This window comes from Streptomyces sp. NPDC001728 (assembly GCF_040297565.1).
In the GTDB taxonomy this organism is placed as follows: domain Bacteria; phylum Actinomycetota; class Actinomycetes; order Streptomycetales; family Streptomycetaceae; genus Streptomyces.
The window spans coordinates 39,063-63,050 of the sequence record NZ_JBEOZK010000020.1; the positions used below are offsets into that span (position 1 = coordinate 39,063).

26 protein-coding genes are annotated in these 23,988 nt (G+C 73.4%); 15 read left to right on the plus strand and 11 right to left on the minus strand.

Annotated elements, in window-relative coordinates; translation table 11 throughout:
• The first annotated feature begins 116 nt into the window (after positions 1 to 116).
• Positions 117 to 1,043, plus strand: a complete 927-nt coding sequence (locus tag ABT154_RS26040) for a 1-phosphofructokinase family hexose kinase (protein WP_351859595.1) — start codon at positions 117 to 119, stop codon at positions 1,041 to 1,043.
• A 69-nt stretch (positions 1,044 to 1,112) separates the two neighbouring features.
• Here ABT154_RS26040 and ABT154_RS26045 read toward each other — a convergent pair whose 3' ends face one another.
• Together ABT154_RS26045 and cdgB are read right to left on the minus strand one after the other, a co-directional pair.
• Positions 1,113 to 2,078, minus strand: coding sequence for a CBM35 domain-containing protein (locus ABT154_RS26045; protein WP_351859597.1), 966 nt, complete (start codon positions 2,076 to 2,078; stop codon positions 1,113 to 1,115).
• 95 nt (positions 2,079 to 2,173) lie between these two features.
• Entirely contained in the window at positions 2,174 to 4,036 is a 1,863-nt protein-coding gene (cdgB, locus tag ABT154_RS26050) for a diguanylate cyclase CdgB (RefSeq protein ID WP_351859599.1), read from the minus strand.
• Positions 4,037 to 4,365: 329 nt separating this feature from the next.
• Between cdgB and ABT154_RS26055 the strand changes: the two genes are divergently transcribed.
• Genes ABT154_RS26055 through ABT154_RS26065 form a run of 3 tightly spaced genes read left to right on the plus strand, consistent with a single transcriptional unit; the run spans position 4,366 to position 6,127 of the window.
• A complete protein-coding gene (locus tag ABT154_RS26055; RefSeq protein ID WP_351859601.1) occupies positions 4,366 to 4,926 on the plus strand; it encodes a flavin reductase family protein in 561 nt (186 codons plus the stop codon).
• A 23-nt stretch (positions 4,927 to 4,949) separates the two neighbouring features.
• Positions 4,950 to 5,360, plus strand: coding sequence for a UTRA domain-containing protein (locus tag ABT154_RS26060; RefSeq protein WP_351859603.1), 411 nt, complete (start codon positions 4,950 to 4,952; stop codon positions 5,358 to 5,360).
• The gene (locus ABT154_RS26065) at positions 5,360 to 6,127 is read left to right on the plus strand and encodes a GntR family transcriptional regulator (RefSeq protein WP_351859605.1); all 768 of its coding nucleotides are present in this window, start codon (positions 5,360 to 5,362) and stop codon (positions 6,125 to 6,127) included. The genes ABT154_RS26060 and ABT154_RS26065 overlap by 1 nt, the downstream gene beginning before the upstream one ends.
• 46 nt (positions 6,128 to 6,173) lie before the next feature.
• Here ABT154_RS26065 and arfB read toward each other — a convergent pair whose 3' ends face one another.
• Positions 6,174 to 6,611 carry an alternative ribosome rescue aminoacyl-tRNA hydrolase ArfB gene (arfB, locus tag ABT154_RS26070; RefSeq protein ID WP_351859607.1) on the minus strand — a complete coding sequence of 146 codons (438 nt, stop codon included), beginning with the start codon at positions 6,609 to 6,611 and terminating at the stop codon, positions 6,174 to 6,176.
• 114 nt (positions 6,612 to 6,725) lie between these two features.
• On the opposite strand from arfB, the gene ABT154_RS26075 reads away from it, so the two are divergent.
• The 3 genes from ABT154_RS26075 (at position 6,726) to ABT154_RS26085 (ending at position 8,686) form a co-directional block, all read left to right on the plus strand.
• On the plus strand, positions 6,726 to 7,301 hold the full coding sequence (locus ABT154_RS26075) for a TerD family protein (RefSeq protein ID WP_030321928.1): 576 nt from the start codon (positions 6,726 to 6,728) through the stop codon (positions 7,299 to 7,301).
• Positions 7,302 to 7,365: 64 nt separating this feature from the next.
• On the plus strand, positions 7,366 to 7,896 hold the full coding sequence (locus ABT154_RS26080) for a GNAT family N-acetyltransferase (RefSeq protein WP_351859610.1): 531 nt from the start codon (positions 7,366 to 7,368) through the stop codon (positions 7,894 to 7,896).
• A gap of 124 nt (positions 7,897 to 8,020) precedes the next feature.
• Positions 8,021 to 8,686: a hypothetical protein gene (locus tag ABT154_RS26085; protein WP_351859612.1), complete on the plus strand. Its 666-nt coding sequence runs from the start codon at positions 8,021 to 8,023 to the stop codon at positions 8,684 to 8,686.
• A gap of 13 nt (positions 8,687 to 8,699) precedes the next feature.
• Here ABT154_RS26085 and ABT154_RS26090 read toward each other — a convergent pair whose 3' ends face one another.
• Entirely contained in the window at positions 8,700 to 10,112 is a 1,413-nt protein-coding gene (locus ABT154_RS26090; protein WP_351859614.1) for a M1 family metallopeptidase, read from the minus strand.
• Positions 10,113 to 10,245: 133 nt separating this feature from the next.
• The gene (locus ABT154_RS26095) at positions 10,246 to 10,401 is read right to left on the minus strand and encodes a hypothetical protein (protein ID WP_351859616.1); all 156 of its coding nucleotides are present in this window, start codon (positions 10,399 to 10,401) and stop codon (positions 10,246 to 10,248) included.
• Positions 10,402 to 10,776: 375 nt separating this feature from the next.
• Here ABT154_RS26095 and ABT154_RS26100 point away from each other — a divergent pair, with 375 nt between their 5' ends.
• The 3 genes from ABT154_RS26100 (at position 10,777) to ABT154_RS26110 (ending at position 13,935) form a co-directional block, all read left to right on the plus strand.
• A complete protein-coding gene (locus ABT154_RS26100; RefSeq protein ID WP_502969594.1) occupies positions 10,777 to 11,946 on the plus strand; it encodes a sensor histidine kinase in 1,170 nt (389 codons plus the stop codon).
• Positions 11,946 to 12,566, plus strand: coding sequence for a response regulator (locus ABT154_RS26105; protein ID WP_056553350.1), 621 nt, complete (start codon positions 11,946 to 11,948; stop codon positions 12,564 to 12,566). Before ABT154_RS26100 ends, ABT154_RS26105 begins: the two co-directional genes overlap by 1 nt.
• A 145-nt stretch (positions 12,567 to 12,711) precedes the next feature.
• The gene (locus ABT154_RS26110) at positions 12,712 to 13,935 is read left to right on the plus strand and encodes an FAD-dependent monooxygenase (RefSeq protein ID WP_351859618.1); all 1,224 of its coding nucleotides are present in this window, start codon (positions 12,712 to 12,714) and stop codon (positions 13,933 to 13,935) included.
• Positions 13,936 to 14,034: 99 nt separating this feature from the next.
• Here the strand turns inward: ABT154_RS26110 and ABT154_RS26115 are convergent, their stop codons facing one another.
• On the minus strand, positions 14,035 to 14,838 hold the full coding sequence (locus tag ABT154_RS26115) for an ABC transporter permease subunit (RefSeq protein ID WP_351859620.1): 804 nt from the start codon (positions 14,836 to 14,838) through the stop codon (positions 14,035 to 14,037).
• Positions 14,838 to 15,818 (minus strand): ATP-binding cassette domain-containing protein, encoded by a 981-nt coding sequence (locus tag ABT154_RS26120; protein WP_351859622.1) that lies wholly within the window; start codon positions 15,816 to 15,818, stop codon positions 14,838 to 14,840. The genes ABT154_RS26115 and ABT154_RS26120 overlap by 1 nt, the downstream gene beginning before the upstream one ends.
• A 132-nt stretch (positions 15,819 to 15,950) precedes the next feature.
• Here ABT154_RS26120 and ABT154_RS26125 point away from each other — a divergent pair, with 132 nt between their 5' ends.
• Genes ABT154_RS26125 through ABT154_RS26135 form a run of 3 tightly spaced genes read left to right on the plus strand, consistent with a single transcriptional unit; the run spans position 15,951 to position 18,410 of the window.
• On the plus strand, positions 15,951 to 17,141 hold the full coding sequence (locus ABT154_RS26125) for a sensor histidine kinase (RefSeq protein WP_351859624.1): 1,191 nt from the start codon (positions 15,951 to 15,953) through the stop codon (positions 17,139 to 17,141).
• Positions 17,142 to 17,182: 41 nt separating this feature from the next.
• On the plus strand, positions 17,183 to 17,896 hold the full coding sequence (locus ABT154_RS26130; RefSeq protein WP_351859626.1) for a response regulator: 714 nt from the start codon (positions 17,183 to 17,185) through the stop codon (positions 17,894 to 17,896).
• Positions 17,897 to 17,909: 13 nt separating this feature from the next.
• Complete coding sequence (locus tag ABT154_RS26135; RefSeq protein WP_317876698.1) at positions 17,910 to 18,410, plus strand: hypothetical protein; 501 nt, start codon at positions 17,910 to 17,912, stop codon at positions 18,408 to 18,410.
• A 24-nt stretch (positions 18,411 to 18,434) separates the two neighbouring features.
• On the opposite strand, the gene ABT154_RS26140 is transcribed toward ABT154_RS26135, so the two are convergent.
• The gene (locus ABT154_RS26140) at positions 18,435 to 19,109 is read right to left on the minus strand and encodes a pentapeptide repeat-containing protein (protein WP_351859628.1); all 675 of its coding nucleotides are present in this window, start codon (positions 19,107 to 19,109) and stop codon (positions 18,435 to 18,437) included.
• A gap of 111 nt (positions 19,110 to 19,220) precedes the next feature.
• Between ABT154_RS26140 and ABT154_RS26145 the strand changes: the two genes are divergently transcribed.
• Entirely contained in the window at positions 19,221 to 20,384 is a 1,164-nt protein-coding gene (locus ABT154_RS26145) for an NAD(P)-binding protein (RefSeq protein WP_351859630.1), read from the plus strand.
• Between the two features lie 195 nt (positions 20,385 to 20,579).
• On the opposite strand, the gene ABT154_RS26150 is transcribed toward ABT154_RS26145, so the two are convergent.
• The 3 genes from ABT154_RS26150 to ABT154_RS26160 are packed head-to-tail and all read right to left on the minus strand — an operon-like array spanning position 20,580 to position 22,318.
• Positions 20,580 to 20,915 carry a hypothetical protein gene (locus tag ABT154_RS26150; RefSeq protein ID WP_332435630.1) on the minus strand — a complete coding sequence of 112 codons (336 nt, stop codon included), beginning with the start codon at positions 20,913 to 20,915 and terminating at the stop codon, positions 20,580 to 20,582.
• 10 nt (positions 20,916 to 20,925) lie between these two features.
• A complete protein-coding gene (locus tag ABT154_RS26155; RefSeq protein ID WP_351859632.1) occupies positions 20,926 to 21,405 on the minus strand; it encodes a GNAT family N-acetyltransferase in 480 nt (159 codons plus the stop codon).
• Positions 21,406 to 21,424: 19 nt separating this feature from the next.
• Entirely contained in the window at positions 21,425 to 22,318 is an 894-nt protein-coding gene (locus ABT154_RS26160; protein ID WP_351859634.1) for an aminoglycoside phosphotransferase family protein, read from the minus strand.
• Positions 22,319 to 22,536: 218 nt separating this feature from the next.
• On the opposite strand from ABT154_RS26160, the gene ABT154_RS26165 reads away from it, so the two are divergent.
• A complete protein-coding gene (locus tag ABT154_RS26165; RefSeq protein ID WP_351859636.1) occupies positions 22,537 to 23,925 on the plus strand; it encodes an NAD(P)/FAD-dependent oxidoreductase in 1,389 nt (462 codons plus the stop codon).
• The last annotated feature ends 63 nt before the right edge of the window (positions 23,926 to 23,988 follow it).

A 23,988-nucleotide genomic window follows, 5' to 3' on the forward strand; every position in this document is an offset into this window, starting at 1 on the left:
CAGGAGAGCGGTTGGCCCGGGGGTCTGGGCCAACCGCTTTTCGTTTGACATGATCGGTGCCCGTCGGCGCGGACGTTCCGCAGGACTTCACACGGAGTACGGAGGGTGGACAGGTCTTGATTCTCACGGTCACCCTCAACACGGCGCTGGACCTGACCTACCGGGTCCCCGCGCTCACCCCGCACGCCTCCCACCGTGTCACCCAGGTCATCGAACGCCCCGGCGGCAAGGGCCTCAACGTCGCCCGGGTCCTCGCGGCCCTCGGCCACGAGACGGTCGCCACCGGTTTCGCGGGCGGCGCCACCGGCGCCGTCCTGCGCGAACAGCTCGCCGCGACGCCCGTCCGTGACGCACTCGTCGACACCGCGGGCCCCACCCGCCGTACGGTCGCGATCGTCGACGCCACGACCGGCGACACGACCCAGCTCAACGAACCCGGACCGACCGTCTCGGCCGCCGAGTGGACCGCCTTCCGCGACCGCTTCACGGAACTCCTGGACGGCGCCTCGGCGGTCGCGCTCTGCGGCAGCCTCCCGCCGGGCATCCATGTGGGAGCGTACGCGGAACTCGTCCGGCTCTCCAGGACGGCCGGGGTCCCCGTCCTCCTGGACACCAGCGGTGAACCGCTGCGGCGGGGCATCGCCGCCCGCCCGGACCTGGTCAAGCCGAACGCCGAGGAACTCGCCCAGCTCACCGGCTCCCGCGATCCACTGCGCGCGACCCGCGAGGCACGTGGCCGGGGCGCCCGCACGGTCGTCTCCTCGCTCGGCCCCGAGGGCCTGCTCGCCGCCACCCCGGAGGGCCTGTGGCGCGCGGCCCCGCCGGCGGCGGTGAAGGGCAACCCGACGGGCGCGGGCGACTCGGCGGTAGCGGGCCTGCTCTCGGGCCTGGCCGACGACGCGCCCTGGCCCGAACGGCTGACCCGGGCGGTGGCCCTGTCGGCGGCGACGGTGCTCTCCCCGGTGGCCGGGGAGTTCGACCGCGCGGCGTACGAGGAACTGCTGCCCCGGGTGAAGGTGACCGAGGAGTCGGCGCGGGTGTAGCGACGACCGGGCCGTATCGACCGCGCCGTGGGGTATCAGCCCCACGGAACCGGCCCTACGGGGTCTGTCCTACGGGGCCTGGACGACTTCCAGCCAGTCGAGCAGCACGTTGCACTGGTTGCCCGTCTCGCACGAGATCTTGATCTCGTTCTCGCCCTTCTTGAGGTCGACCGGCGCCCAGGTGGTCTGCCAGTTCTTCTCCAGGTTCGGGTCCGAGGACTTGATGAAGTTCTTCAGTCCGATCGGCTGCGAGTTCGGCTCCCCGTTGACCGTCAGGGTGGCGAAGGCGTCGACCGCGGGAATCGTGTAGCGCACGGTGAGGCGGTACTTGCCGTCCACCGGCATGTTCGCCTTCCACGTCACCGAGGAACCGACCTGGTTGAAGCCGCCGACGTACGTGCCGTCCGCCCCCTCGGCGCCCTTGACGTCCTTGGCCAGGCTCGCGGAACCGCCCAGCTTCAGGGTGGCCGCCTCCTGCTTCGGCAGCTCCACCGGCGTCTTGTCGGGGCTGGGCTCGTCGCTCGGCTTCTCCGAGACCGTCGTGGGCGCGGTGGGGGCGGTGCCGCCGCCGGCCTGCTTGTCCTTGTCGTCGCCGCCAGAGTTGTTGATCACGGCGGCGGTGATGGCGATCACCACGACCGCGACGACCGCGACCGCGCCGATCAGCAGACCCTTGGTGTTCGGGCCGCGGCCGGGGCCGCCGTGGTGCTGCTGCTGCGGGGCCTGGCGGGGCGGCTGGCCGCCGTACGTCTCGGGGGCGGCGTACTGCGCCTGCGGCTGCCCGTAGGGGGCCTGCTGCTGCGGCGGCACGTAGGGCTGCTGGCCCTGCGGCGGCTGCCCGTACTGGCGCTCGCCGACCGTCCTGACCTGGTTGTACGAGGTGCGGGGGACGCCTGGCTGCGCCTGCGCGGGGCCGGGGTAGCCGTAGCCACCGCCCTGCGGGGGCTGGGCGCCCGCCGCCTGACCGTCCTCGTACAGGTAGCCGAACGGGTCGTCGTTCTCGGGCGTGTTCGCGCCGTCGTTACCGGCAGCCATCCGGGTTCCTCTCCATGCTCGCCAGCCGTCGCCGACCGGCCGAGCCTACCCCGAACGGAGCAGCCGCCGAAGCGGGCCCGGGCGTGTCCGGCGCCTCAGCCGGCGCGGCGGTGGACCTTGGCGCGGGAGCGCTTCTCCACGTACATCCGCTGGTCGGCGGAGTTCAGGACCTCCTCCACCGTCATCCCGCATTCGGCCCATCCGATGCCGAAGCTCGCCCCCACCCGAACGGCCCGCCCGTCCACCCGGATGGGCGGAATGATCGCGTTGCGGAGGCGTACGGCCAGGTCAGCGGCGTCGGCCGCGCCGAGGCCGTCGGCGAGGACGACGAACTCGTCACCACCGAGCCGGGCGACGGTGTCCCCGTCGCGGACGCCGGTGGTGAGCCGGCGGGCCACCTCGATGAGGACGGCGTCGCCGGTGTGGTGCCCGAAGCGGTCGTTGATGGACTTGAAGCCGTCGAGGTCGCAGAAGAGGACGGCGAGCCCCTTGGTGCCGTCGTCGACGTCGCCGCCGGTGGGCGCGACGGTGTGGACGTGGTGGTCGTACGGGCCGACGCCGGCCGGCTCGAAACCGAAGCCGTGCTCGGGGGCGTGCTCGTACGGGGAGCCGCCGTAGCCGGAGGGGGTGGCGGGAGCGGGGTCGTGGCCGGGGCGGGCGGGGTCGCCGGAGTCGTACGAGGGGTCGTACGCGGGGTCGTAACCGCCGTCGTGCCCGGTGACGGGGCCGGTTCCGGGCCCGTATCCGCCGTCGCGCTGGGAGTCGTACCCCTCGGTGCCGTACCCCGCCGTCTCGTACCCGCCGTCGCGCTGGGAGTCGTACCCCGGCGTCTCGTACCCGCCGTACGCGACCTCGACGGCGGGGCCGGGCGCCGTCGGGCGCTCGCAGAGCCGGGCGGAGAGCCGGGAGCGCAGCTCGGCGCTGTTGGGGAGGCCGGTCAGGGCGTCGTGCGAGGCGCGGTGGGCGAGCTGGAGCTCGTGCCGCTTGCGCTCCTCGATGTCCTCGACGTGGGTGAGGAGGAAACGGGGGCCGTCGGCGGTGTCGGCGACGACGGAGTTACGGAGGGACACCCACACGTACGTGCCGTCGCGCCGCCCGAGCCGCAGCTCGGCCCGGCCGCCCTCGGCGGAGGTCCGCAGCAGCGTCCCTATGTCCTCGGGGTGGACGAGGTCGGCGAAGGAGTAGCGCCGCATGACGGAGGCGGGCCGGCCGAGGAGCCGGCACAGGGCGTCGTTGGTACGGAGCAGGCGGCCGTGCTGGTCGCCGCCCATCTCGGCGATGGCCATGCCGGAGGGGGCGTACTCGAAGGCCTGCCGGAAGGACTCCTCGCTGGCGCGGAGGGCCTGCTGCTCGCGCTCCAGGCGGACGAGGGCGCGCTGCATGTTGGAGCGGAGGCGGGCGTTGCTGATGGCGATCGCGGACTGGGAGGCGTACATCTGGAGCGCCTCCTGACCCCAGGGGCCGGGGTGCCGGCCGTTGCGCGGGCGGTCGACGGATATGACGCCGAGGAGCTCGCGGCCGGAGCCGGAGGCGTACATGGGGGCGTAGAGGCGGTCGTGGGGGTGCCACTCGTCCTCGAAACGGGGGGCGGGGCCGTCGGTGTGCCACTGGGGGACGTCGTCCTCCATGAGCACCCAGCCCTCGGTGTGCGGGATGAACCGCAGGTCGCCCCAGGCGTCCGCCATGGAGAGGCGCCGGTCCCAGGAGGCGCGGGAGCCGACCCGGCCGGTGATCAGGGCCTCGGCGGCGACGCTTCCGGCGAAGGCGGCGACGACGAGGTCACCGTCGGGGCGTACGAGGTTGACGCAGCACAGCTCGTAGTTGAGACCGGCGACCACACCGTCGGCGACGGTCTGCAGGGTGTCGGCCAGGCTGCGCGCGGTGTTGAGGTCCGCCACGACCTGATGCAGCTGCCGCAGGGTCGAGAGACGGACGTACGGCTCCGACTCGGTCTCCATCGCTCGCTCTCCCCGAGACCTCGACAGCAACTCCAGGGTTCTCATCGGCTTCGTGGTGCACAGTCACGACTTACCGTGCACTGTCATCGCCACTGAATCACAGTGAGCTGCGCACCCGGTACACAGGGTCAGCAAATACTAGCCTCTGTGACTCAAGTCACAGCAGGTCATGGGCGGGTCGCCTACACCCCGGTCGACCCTTGGGTGCCGGGACACCGCCCCGGCACGGGAACACCGGCCCGGCCCGCCGGGACCTAGGACCGGCGGGGGTCCCGGACTGGTCCCCGGGCCCGATGCGGGCACCGGAGGAACCGGACTAGCGTGCGGATGTGCTCCAAAAGACTCCAGCCACTCCCCCCGTGTCCGATCTGGCCATCCCCCATGCTGAGGGGGTGAGCAACGACGAGTTCCGGGCGGCGATGTCCCGCCTCGCGGCGGGTGTGGTCCTGGTGACCGCGCACGACCCCGACGACGGCCCGCGCGGCGAGGACGTCGGCATGACGGCGACCGCCTTCATGTCGGTCTCCCTCGACCCGCCACTGGTCCTGGTCAGCCTCCGCAACGGCTCCCGCATGGACGACCTGCTCGCCGAGGTACCCGTATGGGCGGTGTCGATGCTCGCCGAGAACCAGCGGCACATCGCCGGCCGCTTCGCGATGAAGAACCGCGTGAGCGACCGGCTGCTCTTCGCGGACCTGCCGTACACCCGGGGCGAGGAGAGCGGCGCCCCGCTGATGGACGGCGCGCTCGCGGTCCTGGAGTGCCGCACGGAGAGCAGGGTCGTGGCGGGCGACCACACGCTGGTGGTGGGCCGGGTCCTGACCGTCGACCCGCACTCGGGGGGCGGCCCGCTCATGTACTACCAGGGGAAGTACCGGCACCTGTCCTGAGGCTGGAAGGGGACGGAGAGGCGGTGGATGCCCCCGACGCCATCCGTACCGCCCTGCGGTTGTCGGCCGCCGAGCGCGTGATCGTCAGACGTCGGCTGATCCTGCTCGACGACCGGCCCGTGGAACTGGCCGACTCGTACTACCCCGTCCCCATCGCGGGCGGCACGCCCCTGGCGGAGCCGGGCAAGGTGCCTGGCGGCGCCGTCACCCTGCTCAAGAACCTGGGGTACCCCGGCACCGAGGTCGTCGAGGACGTGAGCGCCGCCCTCGCCACCACGGAGGAGCGCGAGCACCTGGAGCTGCCCGAGGGCAGTGCCGTCCTCCACCTGCTCCGCCTGACGCGGACCGCCGACGGGACTCCGATGGAGGCCTCACTGATGACCATGCCGACGGGCAGACACCTCACGTATCGGCTCGGAAAGCAGGGCGTGTGATGGCGAAGGAGTTCAAGGATCCGAGATCCCCGCACCAGGAGATCGCGGCGGAGCTTCGACGGCAGATCACCCGCGGTGACCTCCCTCCGGGAAGCAAGCTGGGCTCGACCGCCGAGCTGATGAAGCAGTACGGCGACGTGGCCGATACAACCGTCCAGAAGGCCCTCCAGGCGCTGAAGGCGGAGGGACTCCTCGAAGGGCTCCCGGGCAAGGGCGTGTACGTGCGGCAGCACGCGCAGCGGTCCGTCGAGCCGATCGCCTTCATGAGGCCGGCCGGGCCGGGCGAGCCGTACCCCTGGATGTCCGAGGCCGCGAAGCGGCAGCAGGTCGGCAGGTCCCAGCTCCTCGGCGTCGAGGTCGTCGTCCCGCCGCAGGAAGTGGCCGAAGCCCTGCACCTGGAGGACGGCGAGCGGGCCGTGCTCCGCAAGCAGATCCTGTTCCTGGACGGAGAGCCGACGGAACTCACCCGGTCGTACTACCCGCTGAGCCTGGTCGAGGGCACGGCCGTGCTGGAGAAGAAGCGGATTCGGGGCGGTACGCCGGCGCTGCTCGACTCCATGGGCTTCCCTCCACGCGAGTTCGTGGACGAGCTGTCGTCCGAGATCCCGACGGAGGAGGAGGTCGTGGCGCTGGAGCTTCCGAAGGACATGCCCGTGCTGGTCGCCTTCCGGGTGGTCTGCTCCGACGCCCGGCGTCCGATCGAGGTCACACTGATGACGAAGGCGGCACACCGCTACCGGATGCGCTACAGGCTGCCTGTGATGTAGCGCGCACTCCCTGGTACGGGGGCGGCGGCCCGGGGCACAGCCCCCGTCAGCCCCAGTCGCGCGACTGACGGGTCTTCTTCGTCTCCGAGCGCTGTTTCTTCTCCCGCAGGCGGCGTTCGTTGATGCCCCGGGGGATCTTCGTCGGTCTGCGGGGTTTCGGGGGCGGGGCCGTCGCCTCGGCCAGCAGTGCGGCGAGGCGGACCGCCGCCGTCTCGCGGTTGCGCCACTGGGAGCGGTGCTCCGAGGCCCGGACCGTCACGACGCCGTTGACCAGGCGGGACGCCAGGCGCTCCAGCGCGCGGGCCTTCCACACCTCGGGGAGCGATTCCGTGGCGGCGAGGTCGAAGCGCAGCTCGACCTGCGAGTCGCTGGTGTTCACATGCTGTCCGCCGGGACCCGAGGAACGCGAGAAACGCCACTGGAGCTCGGCCTCGGGGAGCGAGACGGAGCCGCGGATGGGATACGGACCGGACATGCCCTCCATGTTCCCCGTACAGGGCCATCGGAGTCATCCTGTTTTCGCACGGAAGCTTCCGGGAACCGCTGGAGGCGCACGCGCGTTCCTCCAGGCAAGACATCACGATGAAAGGGACTTTCCATGGCTGTGAGCCTGTCCAAGGGCGGCAACGTCTCTCTGACCAAGGAGGCCCCGGGCCTCGCCGCCGTCACCGTGGGCCTCGGCTGGGACGTCCGCACGACCACCGGCACGGACTTCGACCTCGACGCCTCCGCCATCGGTGTGGACGCCGCGGGCAAGGTCGCGTCCGACGCGCACTTCGTCTTCTTCAACAACAAGTCGACGCCGGACCAGACCATCGTCCACACCGGTGACAACCGCACCGGCGAGGGCGGCGGCGACGACGAGCAGATCAACGTCAACCTCGCGGCCCTCCCGCCGACCGTCGACAAGATCGTCTTCCCGGTCTCCATCTACGACGCGGTGAACCGCTCGCAGAACTTCGGCCAGGTACGCAACGCGTACATCCGCATCGTCAACCAGGCCGGCGGCGCCGAGCTCGCGCGCTACGACCTCTCCGAGGACGCCGCCGTCGAGACCGCCATGGTCTTCGGCGAGCTGTACCGCAACGGCGCCGAGTGGAAGTTCCGCGCGGTCGGCCAGGGCTACGCCTCGGGCCTCGAGGGCATCGCCCGCGACTTCGGCGTCAACCTCTGACCGACGCCCCGCGGCACCCCTGAGCCCCGGCCGGATTCCCGGCCGGGGCTCTACCCTTTGGCGCGTGATCGTCGAAGCCCTCGCACCCAAGGCCCTGGAGGACGGTGCGGCCCTCCCCGGCCCGCTGCTCACCGAACTCACCGCGCTGTACGCCTCCAACGAGGAGTTCCACCAGCTCAGCGGAGAATTCCCGGACCCGTCCGACGTCCGGCCGGAGCAGATCGCGGCCTCCCTCGCCGACGAACTGGCCCAGCCCGGCTCCGAGGTTCTCCTCGCCCGCTCGGAGGGCCGGCTCGTGGCGGTCGCCGTGACCCTCGCCCACCACCCCGACCCGGCCGATCCCGATCCGTGGCTCGGCCTCCTCCTGGTCCACGGGGACGTCCGGCGCGCGGGCCACGGACGTCGGCTCGCCGCGTACGTCGAGGACCGCTTCCGCGCCGCCGGCCGCACCGGCCTGCGGCTCGCCGTGCTGGAGAACAACCCGAAGGCCCTGGTCTTCTGGACCTCCCTCGGTTACGAGGAGATCGCCCGCCGCCGGGACCGGGAGCGCGACCGCCCGTGCCTGGTCATGCGCAAGAGCCTCACGGAGGAGTAGAGGACCGCCCGCCTCTCGCGTCGCCTTCTTGGTGGCGGCCGGACATCGCCCTGCGCTTGACTGGGGGTCAAGTAATCAGCGATGTAGGGGGGTTGCGGTGCGCGCGACGGTACGTTCGATGGCCATGACGGCGGTTCTCGTGGCCGCGCTGACGGCGTGCGGGGGCGGCGGGGACACGACCGGCCTCGACCCGGTGAACAGCGGGCGGCAGAACGGCGACTCGCTCGAAGGACACGAGGACACGGCCCCGGCCGTGCTGACCGGGACCCAACTGCAGACCGTCCTCTCCGGTGACGCCGGGATCCCCGAGGCGTGGGGCGGTCGCGGTCCCGAGGCGGCCAAGGAGGGCGCGGAGGCCGTGGAGCGCTGCGGAGCCGACGCGGGGACGGGATGCGCGGGGCTGACGGCGATGGCGCTCAGGGTGCTGGAGAACCAGACGCTGGAGCAGCTCAAGGCGGGCGCCGACGGGCAGACCATGTTCGTCAACGTCTACTCGTTCGACTCCGCCCAGAACGCGGCCGTCACCGCCAAGGCCCTGTCGGCCACCGAACGCAAGGACGCCCGGGACGCCCGGCCTCTGAAGATCACGACGGGCGCGGAGGACACGGACGCCTTCTCGGAGAAGCTCGCCGAGGACGAGTACGGCGCCCATGCCGTTCTGCGGGCCGGAACGGTGGTCATCACCCTGTGGGGGACGGACCTGAAGGGCACCGGGGACATGCAGCCCATCGCGAAGAGGATGGTCGACCGCGTCCTCAAGGTCGCGGCGGGGAAGAACCCCGACGCGTGACCGTTCCTGGCGGCTAGGAGGTCGCCGGACGCTCGTCTCCAAACAGCCACACGTCCCACAGGGAGTCGAGGTTCCGGCCCGCCACGGATTCCGCGTAGGCGGTGAAGTCGGCCGTGGTGGCGTTGGCGTGGCGGTACTTCGCCGGCCAACCGCGCAGGATCTCGTCGAAGGTCGCGTTCCCGACCGTCTCGCGCAGCTTGTACAGGACCATCGCGCCCCGCTGGTAGACCGGCGGGTCGAAGAGGTTCTCGGCGGAGGGCGGTGCGGCCGGCGGGAAGGCCCAGTTGGCCTCCTGCGCGAAGGCCCGCTGGAAGTGCGTCCGCGCGGGGACGTGTTCGTACTCCTCCGTGTACAGCCACTCGGCGTAGGTCGCGAAGCCCTCGTTCAGCCACAGGTCCCGCCAGGTCGCGGGCGTCACCGAGTTCCCGAACCACTGGTGGGCCAGTTCGTGGACGAGCGTCGTCCGGTCGAAGGAGGCGGCGGGGAAGACCGGGCGCGTCTGGGTCTCCAGGGCGTAGTCGAGGGTGCTGTCGGCGGTGACCGTCGCCCCGGCGGCCGAGAAGGGGTACGGGCCGAAGCGCCGTACCTGCCTGCCGATGATCTGCGGGACCTCGTCCCGCAGCGCCGCACTCCGCGCGGCGACCGACCGCTCGGCGGCGGTCAGGACCGGCACCGCCGGGTCCGGGGTGCTCGCCGCCTTCGTCTCGTACCGGCCGATCGCGACCGTCGCCAGATAGCTCGCCATCGGCTCCGGCTCGTGCCACACCGTGGTGACGCGGCCGTCCGGCTCGGTCCGGCGGGCCGTCCTGACGCCGTTCGAGAGGGCTTCGAGACCGGCCGGGACGGTCAGGGTGATGTCGTACGCGGCCTTGTCGGAGGGGTGGTGGTTGCCCGGGAACCAGGTCATGGAACCGGTCGGCTCGCCGACCGCGACCGCCCCGTCTGCCGTCCGCAGCCAGCCCTCCTCGGAGCCGTCCGCGTCCGTGACCCGCTCGGGCACCCCCGCGTAGGTGACGACCGTCCGGAACTCCGCGCCCTCCGCGATCTCCTCGTGCGGCCTGAGCGTCAGCTCGTTCCCCGCCCGGTTGGCCGCGGCGGGCGCGCCGTCGACCGTCGCCCCCTCGACGGTGAGGCCCGCCAGGTCGAGGTTGAAGGCGCTCAGGTCCTGGGTGGCGCGGGCGGTGATCTCGGCGGTGCCGGTGAGCCGACCGGTCCCGGGGTCGTACGCGAGGTCCAGGGCGTAGTGCCCGACGTCGTAGCCGCCGTTGCCGAGCTTCGGGAAGTACGGGTCGCGCACCCCGGCCGAGCCGGGCGTACCCCTGACACCTCCGGTGGAACCACTGCAGCCGCCCGCGAGCAGCGCGAGGGCGGTGAGGGCGGCGGCGAGGCCGCCTGCGGCTGTTCCGGTGCGGCGGCGCTGGGTCACGTATCGATCCTAAGCAGGATGGACACGGAAGAGGCGATGGCGCCCGGCGGGGGATCCGGGCGCCATCACCAGCTGTGGGGTCGGCCGACCGGGAGGTCGGACCGACGGGACGGCCGACGGGTCGGCCTTCCGGTTACCTGCCGAGCGTGGCGACGCCGGCCTGGGCGAACTTCTCGTCGAGGTCGCCGGAGGGGGCGGCGGCCGGGGCGGAAGCGTTCGCGGAGACCGCGCCGAAGGTACCGGCGGTGATGACGGCGGCGGCGGTGGCACCGAAGAGGATCTTCTTCATGAGGGACTCCGTGAGGGTGGATGCGGTGAGGAGGTCTGCCGAGCGGGCGGGGCTTCGTGCTGCTCCTTCGCTCTGCAACCCATCCTGTGGCCGCGACCGGGGCCGCCCGGTCCACGGTCCGGCTGCCCTCCTCGCGCACACTGGAGGACGGCCGGGTCAGCCGATCGGTTGATGCCCTCGTGGCCCCTCCGGGTCAGGATGGACTGATATCCCCAGGTCAGAACGGCCGGCGGGTCAGAACGGCCAGACGGGTCAGAACGGCCGACCAGGTCGGACCGGCCGGACCGGCCACGGGTCAGACCGGCCACGGGTCAGACCGGCCACGGGTCAGACCGGCCAGACAGGCAAGAAGGCAAGGAGGCGGGCGGCTTGAACGTGACACGGCCGACCGGGACCGTGCAGGACCCCGACGCCCGCTGGCTGGCGCGGGTCATGCACATCGCCTTCTTCCTCCTCCTCGGCTCCTCCCTCGCCCGGTTCCTGCTGCGCCATCCCTGGGAGGAGCGCAGCCCGTGGATCATCGCCCTCTCCGGCGCCCTCGCCTCCCTGTACCTCCTCGGCCCCGTCGTCGGGACCCGCGCCGGGACCCGCCGGATCGCGTGGCTGGGCACGGTCGTCGCCGTGTGGATCGTCCTGGTCGTCCTCGCGCCCAGCTTCGCCTGGTGCGCGGTGCCGCTCTTCTACACGGGCCTGCGCACGCTCCCGGCGCGCGCGGCGCTCGGCCTGGTCACGGTGCTCACCGCGTTCGTGGTGTTCGCGCAGGTGCAGCTGGCCCACGGCGGCTGGGACCCGAACCTGATCGTCGCCCCGCCGGCCGTCGCCGCCCTCGCCACCGGGGTGTTCGTGTACTCCGACCGGCAGGCGGCCCGGCAGCGGGCCCTCATCGACGACCTGATCCGCACCCGGCGCGAACTGGCCGCGATCGAGCGCCGCGAGGGCACGCTCGCGGAGCGGCAGCGGCTTTCGATGGAGATCCACGACACCCTGGCGCAGGGCCTGTCGAGCCAGCAGATGCTGCTCCAGGCGGCCGACCGCACCTGGGACAGCGACCCGTCGACCGCGCGCCGCCATGTCCGTACCGCCGAGTCCATCGCCGAACGCAACCTGGCCGAGGCGCGCCGCTTCGTGCACGACCTGGCGCCCGCCGACCTGGCCGAGGGCGGCGGTCTCGAAGAGGCGCTGCGCGGTCTGGCCGGCCGCGAGTCGGCGGCCTTCCGGGTCGACGGGACGGCCGTACCGCTGCCCGAGCGGGTGCAGTCGGCGCTGCTGCGGATCGCTCAGGGCGCCCTCGCCAACATCCGCGAGCACGCGGGCGCCGAATCCGCCGCGCTCACCCTCACCTACCTCGACGACCAGATCGTCCTGGACATCGCCGACGACGGGCGGGGCTTCGACCCGGTGGAGAAACCGGGCGGGGTACGGGGACACGGACTTCCCGCGATGCGCGTGCGGGCGCAACAGCTGGGCGGCACCCTGACAGTCGAGTCCACCCCGGGCGAGGGCACGGTGCTCTCGGTCGCGATCCCGCTCTCCCTGGAGTCCTGATGTCCGTACGGATCCTCCTCTGCGACGACCATGTCGTGGTCCGCGCCGGTCTGCTGGCCCTGCTCGGCAGCACCCCCGACATCGAGGTGGTCGGCGAGGCCGGCAGCGGCGAGGAGGCCGTCGCCATGGCGGCGAAGCTGAAGCCGGACGTCGTCCTGATGGACCTCCAGCTCGGCGCGGGCATCGACGGTGTGGAGGCGACCCGGCGGATCGCGCCGACGGGCGTGCACGTGCTCGTCCTCACCACGTACGACACGGACGCGGACATCACGCGGGCGATCGAGGCGGGCGCCACCGGCTATCTCCTGAAGGCGGAGCGGCCCGAGGAACTGTTCGCCGCCATCCATGCGGCGGCGCAGGGCCGCACCGCCCTCTCCCCGCCGGTCGCCAGCCGCGTCATGGACCGGATGCGGGGCGCTGCGGGCCCGAGCCTCACCGACCGGGAGCGGGACATCCTGGGCCAGCTGGGCCGGGGCCTGGGCAACCGGGAGATCGCGCGGGCGCTGTTCATCAGCGAGGCGACGGTGAAGACCCACCTGGGCCGGATCTACGCGAAGCTCGGCGTCGACACGCGCGCGGGCGCGGTGGCGGTGGCGAAGGAACGTCGGCTGCTGCCGTAGGCGCCGAGTGCCGTGGCCCGTACCCCGCGCGGACGGCGGGACCCGTGCTCCGTCCGCCCGCGCTTCGCCGCCGTGAACGCCCCCCACCGCTGCTACCCTGCGTTGCCATTCGACCGCACGGTGTCATGTCTCAGTGGGAGCGCACGTGAAGTTCGCGATCGTCGGCGGCGGCCCCGCCGGCCTCTACCTCTCGATCCTCCTGAAGCGGCAGGACCCCGCCCACGAGATCGCCGTGTACGAACGGAACCCCGAAGGTTCCACGTACGGCTGGGGTGTCACGTACTGGGCGGGGCTCCTCGACAAGCTGCGCGACGGTGACCCCGAGTCCGCCGCCGCCGTCGCCGAGGCGTCCGTGACCTGGACCGACGGCGTCGCGATCGTCCGCGACGAGCGGACCGTGCACCGCGGCGACGCGGGCTTCGGCATCGGGCGCCGGCGGATGCTCGCGCTCCTCGCCGACCGGGCGGAGCAGCTCGGCGTACGGGTCCGGTTCGAGCACGAGGTGACCGGTCCGGACGCGCCCGAACTGGCCGACGCTGACCTGGTGGTCGCCGCCGACGGCGTCAACAGCGCTCTCCGCGAGGCGCACGCCGGCCACTTCGGCGGCGAGATCGCGAGCGGCCGCAACCCGTACGTCTGGCTCGGCACCACCAAGGTCTTCGACTCGTTCAGCTTCGCCTTCAAGGAGACGGAGCACGGCTGGATCTGGTGCTACGCGTACGGGTTCAGCGGCGAGCGCTCCACCTGTGTCGTCGAGTGCTCCCCGGAGACGTGGACCGGCCTCGGGCTCGACGCGCTCGGCGAGGCGGACAGTCTGCGTCTCCTGGAGAAGCTGTTCCACGACCTGCTCGACGGGCACGAGCTGATCGGCCGGGGCCGGGCCGGCGAGCCCGCCCAGTGGCTCACCTTCCGCACCCTCACCAACCGGGTCTGGCACCGCGGCAACCTCGTCCTCCTCGGCGACGCCGCCCACACCACCCACTACTCGATCGGCGCGGGCACCACCCTGGCTCTGGAGGACGCGCTCGCCCTCGCGGACGCCCTGCGCGGCCTCGGGAGCGGCGACGGCCACCGGGACCTCGACGCCGCCCTCACCACGTACGGGAAGCGGCGCCGCGCCGAACTCGTCTCCGCGCAGAGCGCGGCGCGGTACAGCGCCCAGTGGTACGAGAACCTGCCGCGTTACATGCGCCTGGAACCGGCGCAGATGTTCGCGCTGCTGGGCCAGCGCCACTCGCCGCTGCTCCCCCACATCCCGCCGCAGCTGTACTACCGGATCGACCGGGCCGCCGGGCAGCTGGAATCCCTCCGCCGCCTGAAGCGCTGGCTGGGTCCGAGGGTGGCCCGAGCGGTCCACGGGCGGCGCTGAGGGGAGCGGAGGCCGGGGCGAGGCCGGGGCCGGGGGCGGCGTGAGGCCCAGGCGGCTCGGGGGCGGCGTGAGGCCCAGGCGGCTCGGGGGCGTACGCCCTCACACGTCCCTGCGCCCCACCGCCACGAACGCCACCGCCGCCGCGCCCAGCGCCCACACCGCGTACACCGTCCACGCCCCGCCCGCCGTCCACGGGAAGTCCACCGGAACCGGAGATTCCCCCACCTCTGTGAGCCGCCTCCACGCCCCCTGCGGCAGGGCGTGGAGGAAGGTCGCGCCCCAGCGGTTGCGGTCGTCCATCAGCGCCGGCAGCAGGAGGAGTACGCCGGTGAGGGTGACGATCGTCGTCGCCGTGTGCCGGAGGAGCGCTCCGAGGCCGAATCCGGCGAGCGCGCACACCGGCGCGAGCAGCGCTGACCCGGCGACGGCCCGCAGAGCGCCCTCGTCGCCGATCGCCATGCCCACGCCCCGGTCGTCGAGCACGGCCTGCGTCGCCGCGAACGAGACCCCGGCGACCAGCGTCCCGTACGCCGTCATCACGGCGGCGAGGACCAGCGTCTTCGCCGCGACGACCGCCCGGCGGGCCGGGACGGCCGCGAAGGTCGTACGGATCTGGCCCGTGCCGTACTCGCCGACGATCATCAGCGCGCCGATGGAGCCGGTCGCGAGCGTGAACACCATGGCCCCGCCGAGCGTGAACGCGTCGCGCATGGCCCAGATCGGCACGAAGAGTTCCTTGATGCCGTCCGCGTAGTTCGGGTAGTTGCGGTGGTCGGCGAGGGTCGCGTTGAGGTTGACGCCGAGGGCGGCGACCGCGCCGACGACGAAGGCCCAGGGTGTGGAGCGCAGCGACCACAACTTCATCCACTCGGCGGCGAGGAGGTCACGGAAACGGGCGTCCATCAGCGGTACTCCACGGTGTCGGCGGTGAGTTCCAAGAACGCCTCTTCGAGGGAGGAGGCGTTCGGGGTCAGTTCGGCGAGCGGGACGCCGTGCCGGAAGGCGAGGACGCCGATCCGGGCGGCGTCCGCCCCGGTCACGACGAGTACGGCCCCGGCGGTCTCCGTGCCCGGGGTCTCCGTGCCCGGGGTCTCCGTGCCCGCGATCTCCGTGCCCGCGGTCTCCGTGCGTACGGTCGCCCCCTCGGCCCTCAGGGCGGCGGCCAGGGCCGGCGCGCCTGCCGGGTCGGCCGTCCGTACCGTCACGCTCCGCCGGGTCCCGCGCGCCGCGAAGTCGGCCACGCTCTCCGCCGCGACGAGCCGCCCGCGGCCGATGACGACGAGGTCGTCGGCGGTGTGCTCCATCTCGCTCATCAGATGGCTGGAGACGAACACCGTACGGCCCTCGGCTGCGAGCCGCCGGAACAGTCCGCGCGCCCACAGCACCCCCTCCGGGTCCAGACCGTTGACCGGTTCGTCGAAGAGCAGCACGGGCGGGTCGCCGAGCAACGCGGCGGCGATCCCGAGCCGCTGCCGCATGCCGAGCGAGTAGCCACCGATCCGCCGCCGGCCCGCCTCGGCGAGCCCGACCTCGTCGAGGACCTCGCCGACCCGGCGGCGCGGGATGCCGTTGCCGCGGGCGAGCGCGGCGAGCTGGGCCTCGGCGGTCCGGCCGCCGTGCACGTCGTGCGCGTCGAGCAGCGCCCCGACGTGCCGCAGCCCACGCGGCAGCTCCCGGAAGCGCCGCCCGCCGACGGTGGCGGTGCCGGACGTCGGCTCGTTCAGCCCCAGGATCAGCCGCAGGGTCGTCGACTTCCCGGCCCCGTTGGGCCCGAGGAAGCCGGTCACCCGCCCGGCCTTCACGCCGAAGCCGAGCCGGTCGACGGCGAGCCGGCCCCGGCCCGGACGGCCGTACCGCTTGGTGAGTTCGTGTACTTCGATCATGCGTCCCACGCTCCCGGCACGGCGCCGCCCGGCGCATCGGCCCGCCGGGCACAACCGGGGGGAGGGGGTGGCCCGGGGGCGTACGCCCGTGGGCCGATGTCCCGTCGAGGGGCCGGTGCCTACGATCGGGCCATGCCCGCCACTCCGACCCCCCTCCCTTCCGGCGGGCGGGTGGCGGCGGTCCTCGCCTGGTGCGCGGCCGTCGCCCACCCCTTCGCCCTGCTCTCCGCCCTGCGCGCGGGGCCCTACCGCTCCACCGAACTCCGGCTCTTCCTCGCCGCCGTCGCCGTGGGGCTGACGCTGCCGCTGGCGCGCCGCAATCCGCTCGCCGCGCTCGGGCTGCTGCTCGCCGGGCTGTTCGCGGCGGCGACCACCCGGCCGGACGCCACGCTCCTGTACCTGCCGGTGCTCGCCGCCGACGCCGTCGTCGGGTTGCTCGCCGCCCGGCGTCCGCTCCGGGTGCTGCTGCCCGCCGCGCTCGGAGCGCTCGCCGTGCAGGTGGCCGCCGCGACCTACACCACCTCCGGGCAGGACGTCTTCGTCAGCACCGTGGCGGCCCTCGCGCTCGCCCTGCTGACGGCGGGGCTCCTCGGCCGTTCGGTACGGGACCGGCGCGGCCACGCGGCGGAGCTGCGGGCGGCGACGGCCGCCGAGGCCGTCGCCGCCGAACGGCTGCGGATCGCCCGCGAACTGCACGACGTGGTCGCGCACAGCATCGGCGTCATCGCCATCCAGGCGGGCGTCGGCCGCCGGGTCATCGAGACCCAGCCGGCCGAGGCCCGCAACGCGCTCGCCACCATCGAGACCACCAGCCGCGAGACCCTCGCCGGTCTGCGCCGCACCCTGGGCGCGCTGCGGGCCACCGCGCGGGAGGCCGACGGGCACGCGCCGCCGCCGCGCGACCCCGCGCCGGGCCTCGCGGACCTGGAGCGGCTCACCGCGTCGACGGCGGACGCGGGCGTACGGGTCGAGGTGCGGCACGTCGGGGACCCCGGCCGGCCGCTGCCGCCGGAGGTCGACCTGGCGGCGTACCGGATCGTGCAGGAGTCGCTGACGAACGTCGTACGCCACGCGGCCACGCCCACCTGCCGGGTGACCGTGGAGCGGGGTGAGGACAGCCTGGTCGTCGAGATCGCGGACGACGGCCCGGCGAGGCCGGCGGGCTCCCCCGCCGGCGGCGGGTACGGCCTCGTCGGCATGCGGGAGCGGGCCGCGCTCCTCGGCGGCCGTTTCTCCGCCGGGCCGCGCCCCGGCGGCGGCTTCCACGTCACCGCGCTGCTGCCCCTGCCCACCACCCACCCGGAAGGAACCCGCCCGTCGTGAGCCCGCACACGGATGGCACGGCCTCTACGGCGTCCAGCCCCATGAGCGACCCCACCCAGGCCCCGAGCCCCGCCCCCAGCCAAGTCCCCGGCCCCGCCCCCGTCCGGGTCCTCCTCGTCGACGACCAGCCCCTCGTACGGGCCGGCCTGCGCGTCCTCATGGCCGACAGCCCCGACCTGGCGGTGGTCGGCGAGGCGGGCACGGGCGAGGACGCGGTCCGGATCGCCCGCGGCCTGCGGCCCGACGTGGTGGTGATGGACGTCCGGATGCCCGGCATGGACGGCATCGAGGCCACCCGGATCGTCACGGCCGGCCCCGGCGCACCCCGCGTCCTCGTCCTCACCACCTTCGACGACGACGAGTACGTCTACGGCGCGCTGCGCTCCGGGGCGAGCGGCTTCCTGGTCAAGGACATGGCCCTGGACGACATCCTCGCGGCGATCCGGGTGGTCGCCGCCGGGGACGCCCTGATCGCGCCGGGCGTCACCCGCCGGCTGATCGAGGAGTTCGCGGCCCGCCCGGAGCCCGGCGTCCCCACGCCGCCCCCGGCGCGCGCCCTCGCCGGGGTCACCGCGCGGGAGCGCGAGGTGCTCGCCCTGGTCGGCCGGGGCCTGTCCAACGGGGAGATCGCGGAACGGCTCCACATCAGCTCGGCCACCGCCAAGGCGCACGTGGCACGCCTCTTCGCCAAGCTGGACGCCCGCGACCGGGTGCAGCTGGTGATCCTCGCGTACGAGGCGGGCCTTGCGCCGTGACACCATCGGTGACGTGCTCGACATCGGCTACTCCCTCTCGCGTCGCTTCCCCGACCCGCCGCAGACCGACTACCGCCACGCGGACGTCCACGCGCTGCGCCACGACCTGTTCTGCGGGGACGTGTACCTGGCCGACACCAAGACGGACCGCGAGGTGTCCACAGCCTGGGGATGGGTGCCGGTGCTCGACTTCGCGTGGGCCCTGTGCGACATCGTCGAGCAGCTCGACCAGGACCCGCGCGGCAACCGCGCCTCCCAGCCGCAGTACGCGGAGCTGGACTTCACCGAGTCCAGTGACCGCATGCTCTTCGAGCGCCGCTTCGGCTGGGTGGACGTCGAGGCCGACTGGATGCCGGGCGACGAGCCGCCGGTCACCTTCAACCACAAGCTGCTGCGCCGCGAGTCCCGCGACTTCCTGCACGACCTGATCGCCGACCTCACGGACATGCACGAGGGCCTCGCCGACAACCCGGCGATCTGGTCCCTCCAGGCCCGCTTCCCCCGTCTGCCGTAGCCCCCGCGCAGGCGCACCGTCCCCCTACTCCTCCACCCGCACCCCCAGCTGCGCCGCGAGCACCGGCGCCAGGTCGAGCAGCTGGGCCGTCGAGATCACGGCCCCGGACAGCGAGTCCAGCCCCCGCGCGATCTCCAGCCGCTGGACGCCCCGCAGGTCCACGTCCTTCAGCCGGGCCCCGCTGAAGTCCGCCCCGGTGAGCACGCAGTCCACGAACTCCACCCGTTCGAGCACCGCGCCCCCGAAGTCGGGCTCGCTCAGCACACACCCCTCGAACACGACGTCCTTGAGCTTCGCCGCCCGCAGGTTCAGGTAGTCGATCTTCCCGCCCCGCACCACGACCCTCTCCAGCACCGCCCCGTGCAGCTGCGCCCCGCCGAGCCGCGCCTCCACGAGCTCCACGTCCCGCAGCTGCGCCCCGGCCAGGACCGTGCCCACCCCCCGTACCCCCGTGAGCACCGAATCGAGGAACCGCGCGCCCGTCAGCCGCGCCTCGTCGAGCCCGCAGTCGCGCAGCGCGCAGTCCAGGAACCGCGCGCCCGCCCCCGACTGCCCCGCCAGGTCGAGCCCGGCCAGTTCGAGACCGTCGTAGTCCCCGTCCGCCTCGATCCCGCCCTCGTACGCCTCCAGGGGAGGCAGTCGCACCTCGGGCCGCCGCGCCCCCGCCACGGCCGCCTTCTTCTTCCGATTCGTCGCCATGACCCCATGGTGAGGTACGCCACTGACAACGCCCCGATGTCACAAACGCACCCCCGCTCCCCGTCACGCCTACGGGACCGTACGGAACGGGTCACCACGAGGGAGACGGACATGCGGAAGCTCACGATCATCGGCGGCGGCTTCGCCGGACTCACCGCGGCGATCACCGCCGCCGAGGCCGGACTCAAAGTGACCGTGCGCGAGGCGCACGACACCCTCGGCGGCCGGGCCCGTACCGCCGAGGGCCCGTACGCCACCAACGAGGGCCCGCACGCCCTCTACCGTGGCGGCCCCCACTGGACCTGGCTCCGGCAGCGCGGCCTGCTCGGCCCGCTCGCCCCGCTGCCGGCCGCCGACGCGCTCCGGCTCCGCTTCCACCGGGCGGGCGCCCTGCGCCGCACCCCGCCGCCCGGACTGCTGCGCCAGTCGCTCCGTACCGCCGACCGGGCCCCCGCCGACCTCGACTTCCTCACCTGGGCCACCCGGCTCGCGGGCGAGCGGACCGCGCGCGAGGCCGCCGCCTACGCGGCGGTCGCGCTCTTCCACCACGACCCCGGCGCGCTCTCCGCCCGCTTCGTGCAGGAACGCCTCCACCGGGCCGCCGCCCTGCCGCCCGAGGCGCGGTACGTGCGCGGCGGCTGGGGCCGGCTGATCGAGCGGATGGCCGCCCGCGCCTGGGAGACGGGCGTACGGATCGAGACCTCCTCACGCGTCGGCGGCATCCCGACGGGCGAGGGCCCGGTGATCGTCGCGACCTCCCTGCCGGCCGCCGCCCGCCTCCTCGGCGACCCGGCGCTGACCTGGGAGAGCGGCCGTACGGTCCTGTTCGACCTGGCGCTGCGCACCCGGAGGGGGGACCCGTTCGCGATCTCCGACCTGGACGCACCCGGCTGGATCGAGCGGTTCACGGCCCAGGACCCGTCGCTCGCCCCGGCCGGGCAGCAGCTGGTCCAGGCGCAGCTGCCGATCGCCCCCGGCGCGACGAAGGCGGACGGCGTCGCGCACGCGGAACGGCTGCTCGACCTCGGTTTCCCGGGCTGGCGGGAGCGGACGGTGTGGCGGCGGGAGGCGGTGTCCCAGGGGCGTACGGGAGCGGTGGACCGCCCCGGCACGACCTGGCGCGACCGGCCGGCCGTCGACCGGGGCGACGGCGTGTACCTGGTGGGCGACCAGGTGGCGGCGCCGGGCGTGCTGTCGGAGGTGTCGTTCACGAGCGCGGTGGAGGCGGTGTCGCTGGCGCTGCGCACGGAACGCCTTGACCTCAAGCGCGCTTGAGGTCGGAGGCCCGTCGGCGGAGGCGGCGGACGCCCACCGCGCCCTGGAGACCAGGGGCACGAAGGGCAAGGCGGTACTGATCCCCCGAGCGTGATCCCTGAGCCGGAATCCCTGAGTGCCCTGAGGGTCCTCGGGGTCCTCGGGGCGCGCCCCCAGGGGCCCGGCCCGGCCCTCAGGGTCCTCAGGGCCGGGCCCTCAGACCCCGATCACGTCCCAGGAGTGCGCCTTGTACTCCTTCAGGAAGTCGGGGTGGTCCTCCCACATCCGGGCGACGGAGCGCAGCACGTCCCAGTTGTGCTCCAGCGCCTGGTCCACGACCTGACGCAGCTCCGGCGCCGACTCCCGCTTCTCCACGAGCCCGTTGACGGCGGACGCGGCCTGCACGGTGTAGCGGGTGGCGCGCAGGGCGCGGGAGGTGTCGTCCATCCCGAAACCGTGGTCGCTGCCGTTCGCGGGGTCGAAGAGCGGGGTCAGCCGCGCCTCGATGAAGGCCGTGATCCGCTGGAAGCGCTGCTCGATGTCCTTGTCCATACCCCCTTTCCTACACCCCGTGCGCACCGAGCTCCGCCAGGGCCCCGTCGGTCAGGCGATAGACCGTCCACTCGTCCTGCGGACGCGCGCCGAGGGACTCGTAGAAGTCGATCGAGGGCTTGTTCCAGTTCAGTACGGACCACTCCAGGCGCTCGTAGCCGCGCTCGACGCAGATCCGGGCCAGTTCGGTGAGCAGTGCCTTGCCGTGGCCGCCGCCGCGCGCCTCCGGGCGGACGTACAGGTCCTCCAGGTAGACGCCGTGGACGCCGCGCCAGGTGGAGAAGTTGAGGAACCAGAGGGCGAAGCCGACCGGTTCGCCGTCCTCGGTCTCGGCGATGTGCGCGTAGGCGGCCGGGCGGTCGCCGAACAGGGCCTCGTGGAGCTGCTCGGGGGTGGCGCGGACCTCGTCGAGGGCCTTCTCGTACTCCGCGAGGTCACGGATCAGGGAGTGGATGACGGGAACGTCGGAAGCGACGGCTGTACGGATCATGGCCCAAGACTGCCCCGGGTCAGGCCCTTCCGGCCAGCAGGATCCGCGCGACGGCGACCTGATCGGGGGCGAGCGCGGGCTCCCCGTCCTCGACGTCCCAGAGCCCGTTCTGCAGCACCCGCCCCAGCGTCCACGCCACCGCGCGCCGCCGCTCCCCGACGACCTCGGCAAGGAGGTCGAAGCGCCACAGCACCTCGGCCGGGTCCGGGTCGAACCGGTCCATCAGCGCCGGCAGCAGCTCGAAGCCGGGGTCGCCGGCGAGGGGCTTGGGGTCGATCGCGAGCCACGGTTCCCGCTGCGCCGCGAGCACGTTCCCCAGGTGCAGGTCCCAGTGGAGCAGCCGGTCCCCGGGTTCGCCCGCGACCTCCCGTACGGCCGCCGCGCAGTCCCGCAGGACGGCCGCGTCGGCGGCGCCGAGGCGTTCCGCCGCGCCCGGCAGCGCGTCGAGCATCGCGGCGGTGAGGTCGCCGAGGCCGCGCAGCCCGGCGGGTGCGGGGACGGCCGAGAGCCGTGCGAGCAGCCCGGCGACGACGCCGAGCGCCTCGCGGGTGTCGGGGAGGGAGGTCAGCGGCCGGGCCTCGTCGAGCCGTTCGAGGAGCATCGTGCCGGTGGCGGGGTCGTGGTCGAGGAGGCGTACGGATCCGTTCCCGGCCCAGGCGAGAAGGCCGACCGGTTCGCCCTCGGTCTCGTCGTCGAGGATCTGCATCTTCAGCGCGGCGGGCGCGCCGTCGGAGGCCCGTTCGACGGGCAGGACCAGGGAGGCCACCCCGTGCATCGAGGGGCCGGTGAGACGCAGTCCCCACCGGCCGAGGAAGTCCTCGGCCAGCGCGGGCAGCCCGGCGACGAAGACCCGCCCGGCCTCCCCGTTGTACTTCGCCTGCGACCGGGCCAGTTCCTCGGGTACGTGGATCACGCCACGACCTTAGGGGGTGCTGGGCCCCCAGGGCTCAGGTGCCCCCAGCACCCTGGGAGAGTCCTTCCGGAGCAACGGAATCCGCACGTGGGACGCCACTGACACGCACCCTCGAACCCAGCGCCGGCCCCGTACGGGAAGCGCCGCCGAAGCGCCCGTATCCAGGGGCCCAAGGCCCCGGGTAACGTCCGGCCCACGAACCCGGAAGAGGGATACACATGAGTACGGTCAACGGCGGCATTTCGTTCTGGTACGCGCAGGAGGGCGCCCCCGCGCCCCGCGAACCGCTCCCCGGGGACATCACCGCCGACGTCTGCATCGTCGGCGGCGGCTACACAGGCCTGTGGACCGCCTACTACCTCAAGAAGGCCGTGCCCTTCCTGAACATCACCGTCCTGGAGGCGAAGTTCTGCGGGTACGGGGCCTCCGGCCGCAACGGCGGCTGGCTCTACAACGGCATCGCCGGGCGCGACCGCTACGCGAAGCTCCACGGCCACGAGGCCGCCGTCCGCCTCCAGCACGCGATGAACGCCACGGTCACCGAGGTCGTCGACGTGTGCGAGCAGGAGAAGATCGACGCCGACCTCCACCAGGGCGGCGTCCTCGAAGTCGCCCTCTCCCCCTCCCAGCTCGCCCGCCTCAAGGCGTTCCACGCCGCCGAGGTCGACTTCGGCGAGACGGACCGGGAGCTGTACGGGGCCCGCGAGACCGCCGAACGCATCCGCGTCGCCGGCGCCGTCGGCTCCTCCTGGAGCCCGCACGGGGCACGCCTGCACCCGGTGAAGCTGGTCCAGGGGCTCGCGGACGCGGTCGAGGCGCTCGGCGTCACCATCCACGAGTCGACCCCGGTCACCGAGATCAAGCCGAAGCACGCGCTCACCCCGTACGGGACGGTCCGTGCCCCCTACGTGCTCCGCTGCACCGAGGGCTTCACCGCCTCCCTCGCGGGCCAGCGCCGCACCTGGCTCCCCATGAACTCCTCGATGATCGCGACCGAGCCGCTGAGCGACGAGCAGTGGGCGTCGATCGGCTGGGACGGCCGCGAGACCCTCGGCGACATGGCGCACGCGTACATGTACGCCCAGCGCACCGCCGACGGCCGCATCGCGCTCGGCGGCCGGGGCGTCCCGTACCGCTTCGGCTCGAAGACGGACAACGACGGTCGCACCCAGCCGCAGACCATCGAGGCCCTGCGCGAGATCCTGGTGCGCTTCTTCCCGCAGCTGGCGGGGGTACGGGTGGACCACGCCTGGTCCGGTGTCCTCGGTGTCCCGCGCGACTGGTGCGCCACGGTCACCCTGGACCGCTCCACCGGCCTGGGCTGGGCCGGCGGCTACGTCGGCTCGGGCGTCGCCACCGCGAACCTCGCGGCCCGCACCCTGCGCGACCTCATCCAGCAGGACTCGGGCCAGTCGGGCCCCACGGACCTGACGGCGCTCCCGTGGGTGAACCACAAGGTCCGCAAGTGGGAGCCGGAGCCGCTGCGCTGGCTGGGAGTGCAGACGATGTACGCGGCGTTCCGGGGCGCGGACCGCCGGGAGGCGACGGGCCACACGGCGCGGACGGACCGGGTGGCGGTGGTGGCGAACCGCCTGAGCGGCCGCTGAGAATTCCGACCGGTCACCGGGGGCGGCCACCGCCACGCACCACCGATCGGCCGACCGCCCGGC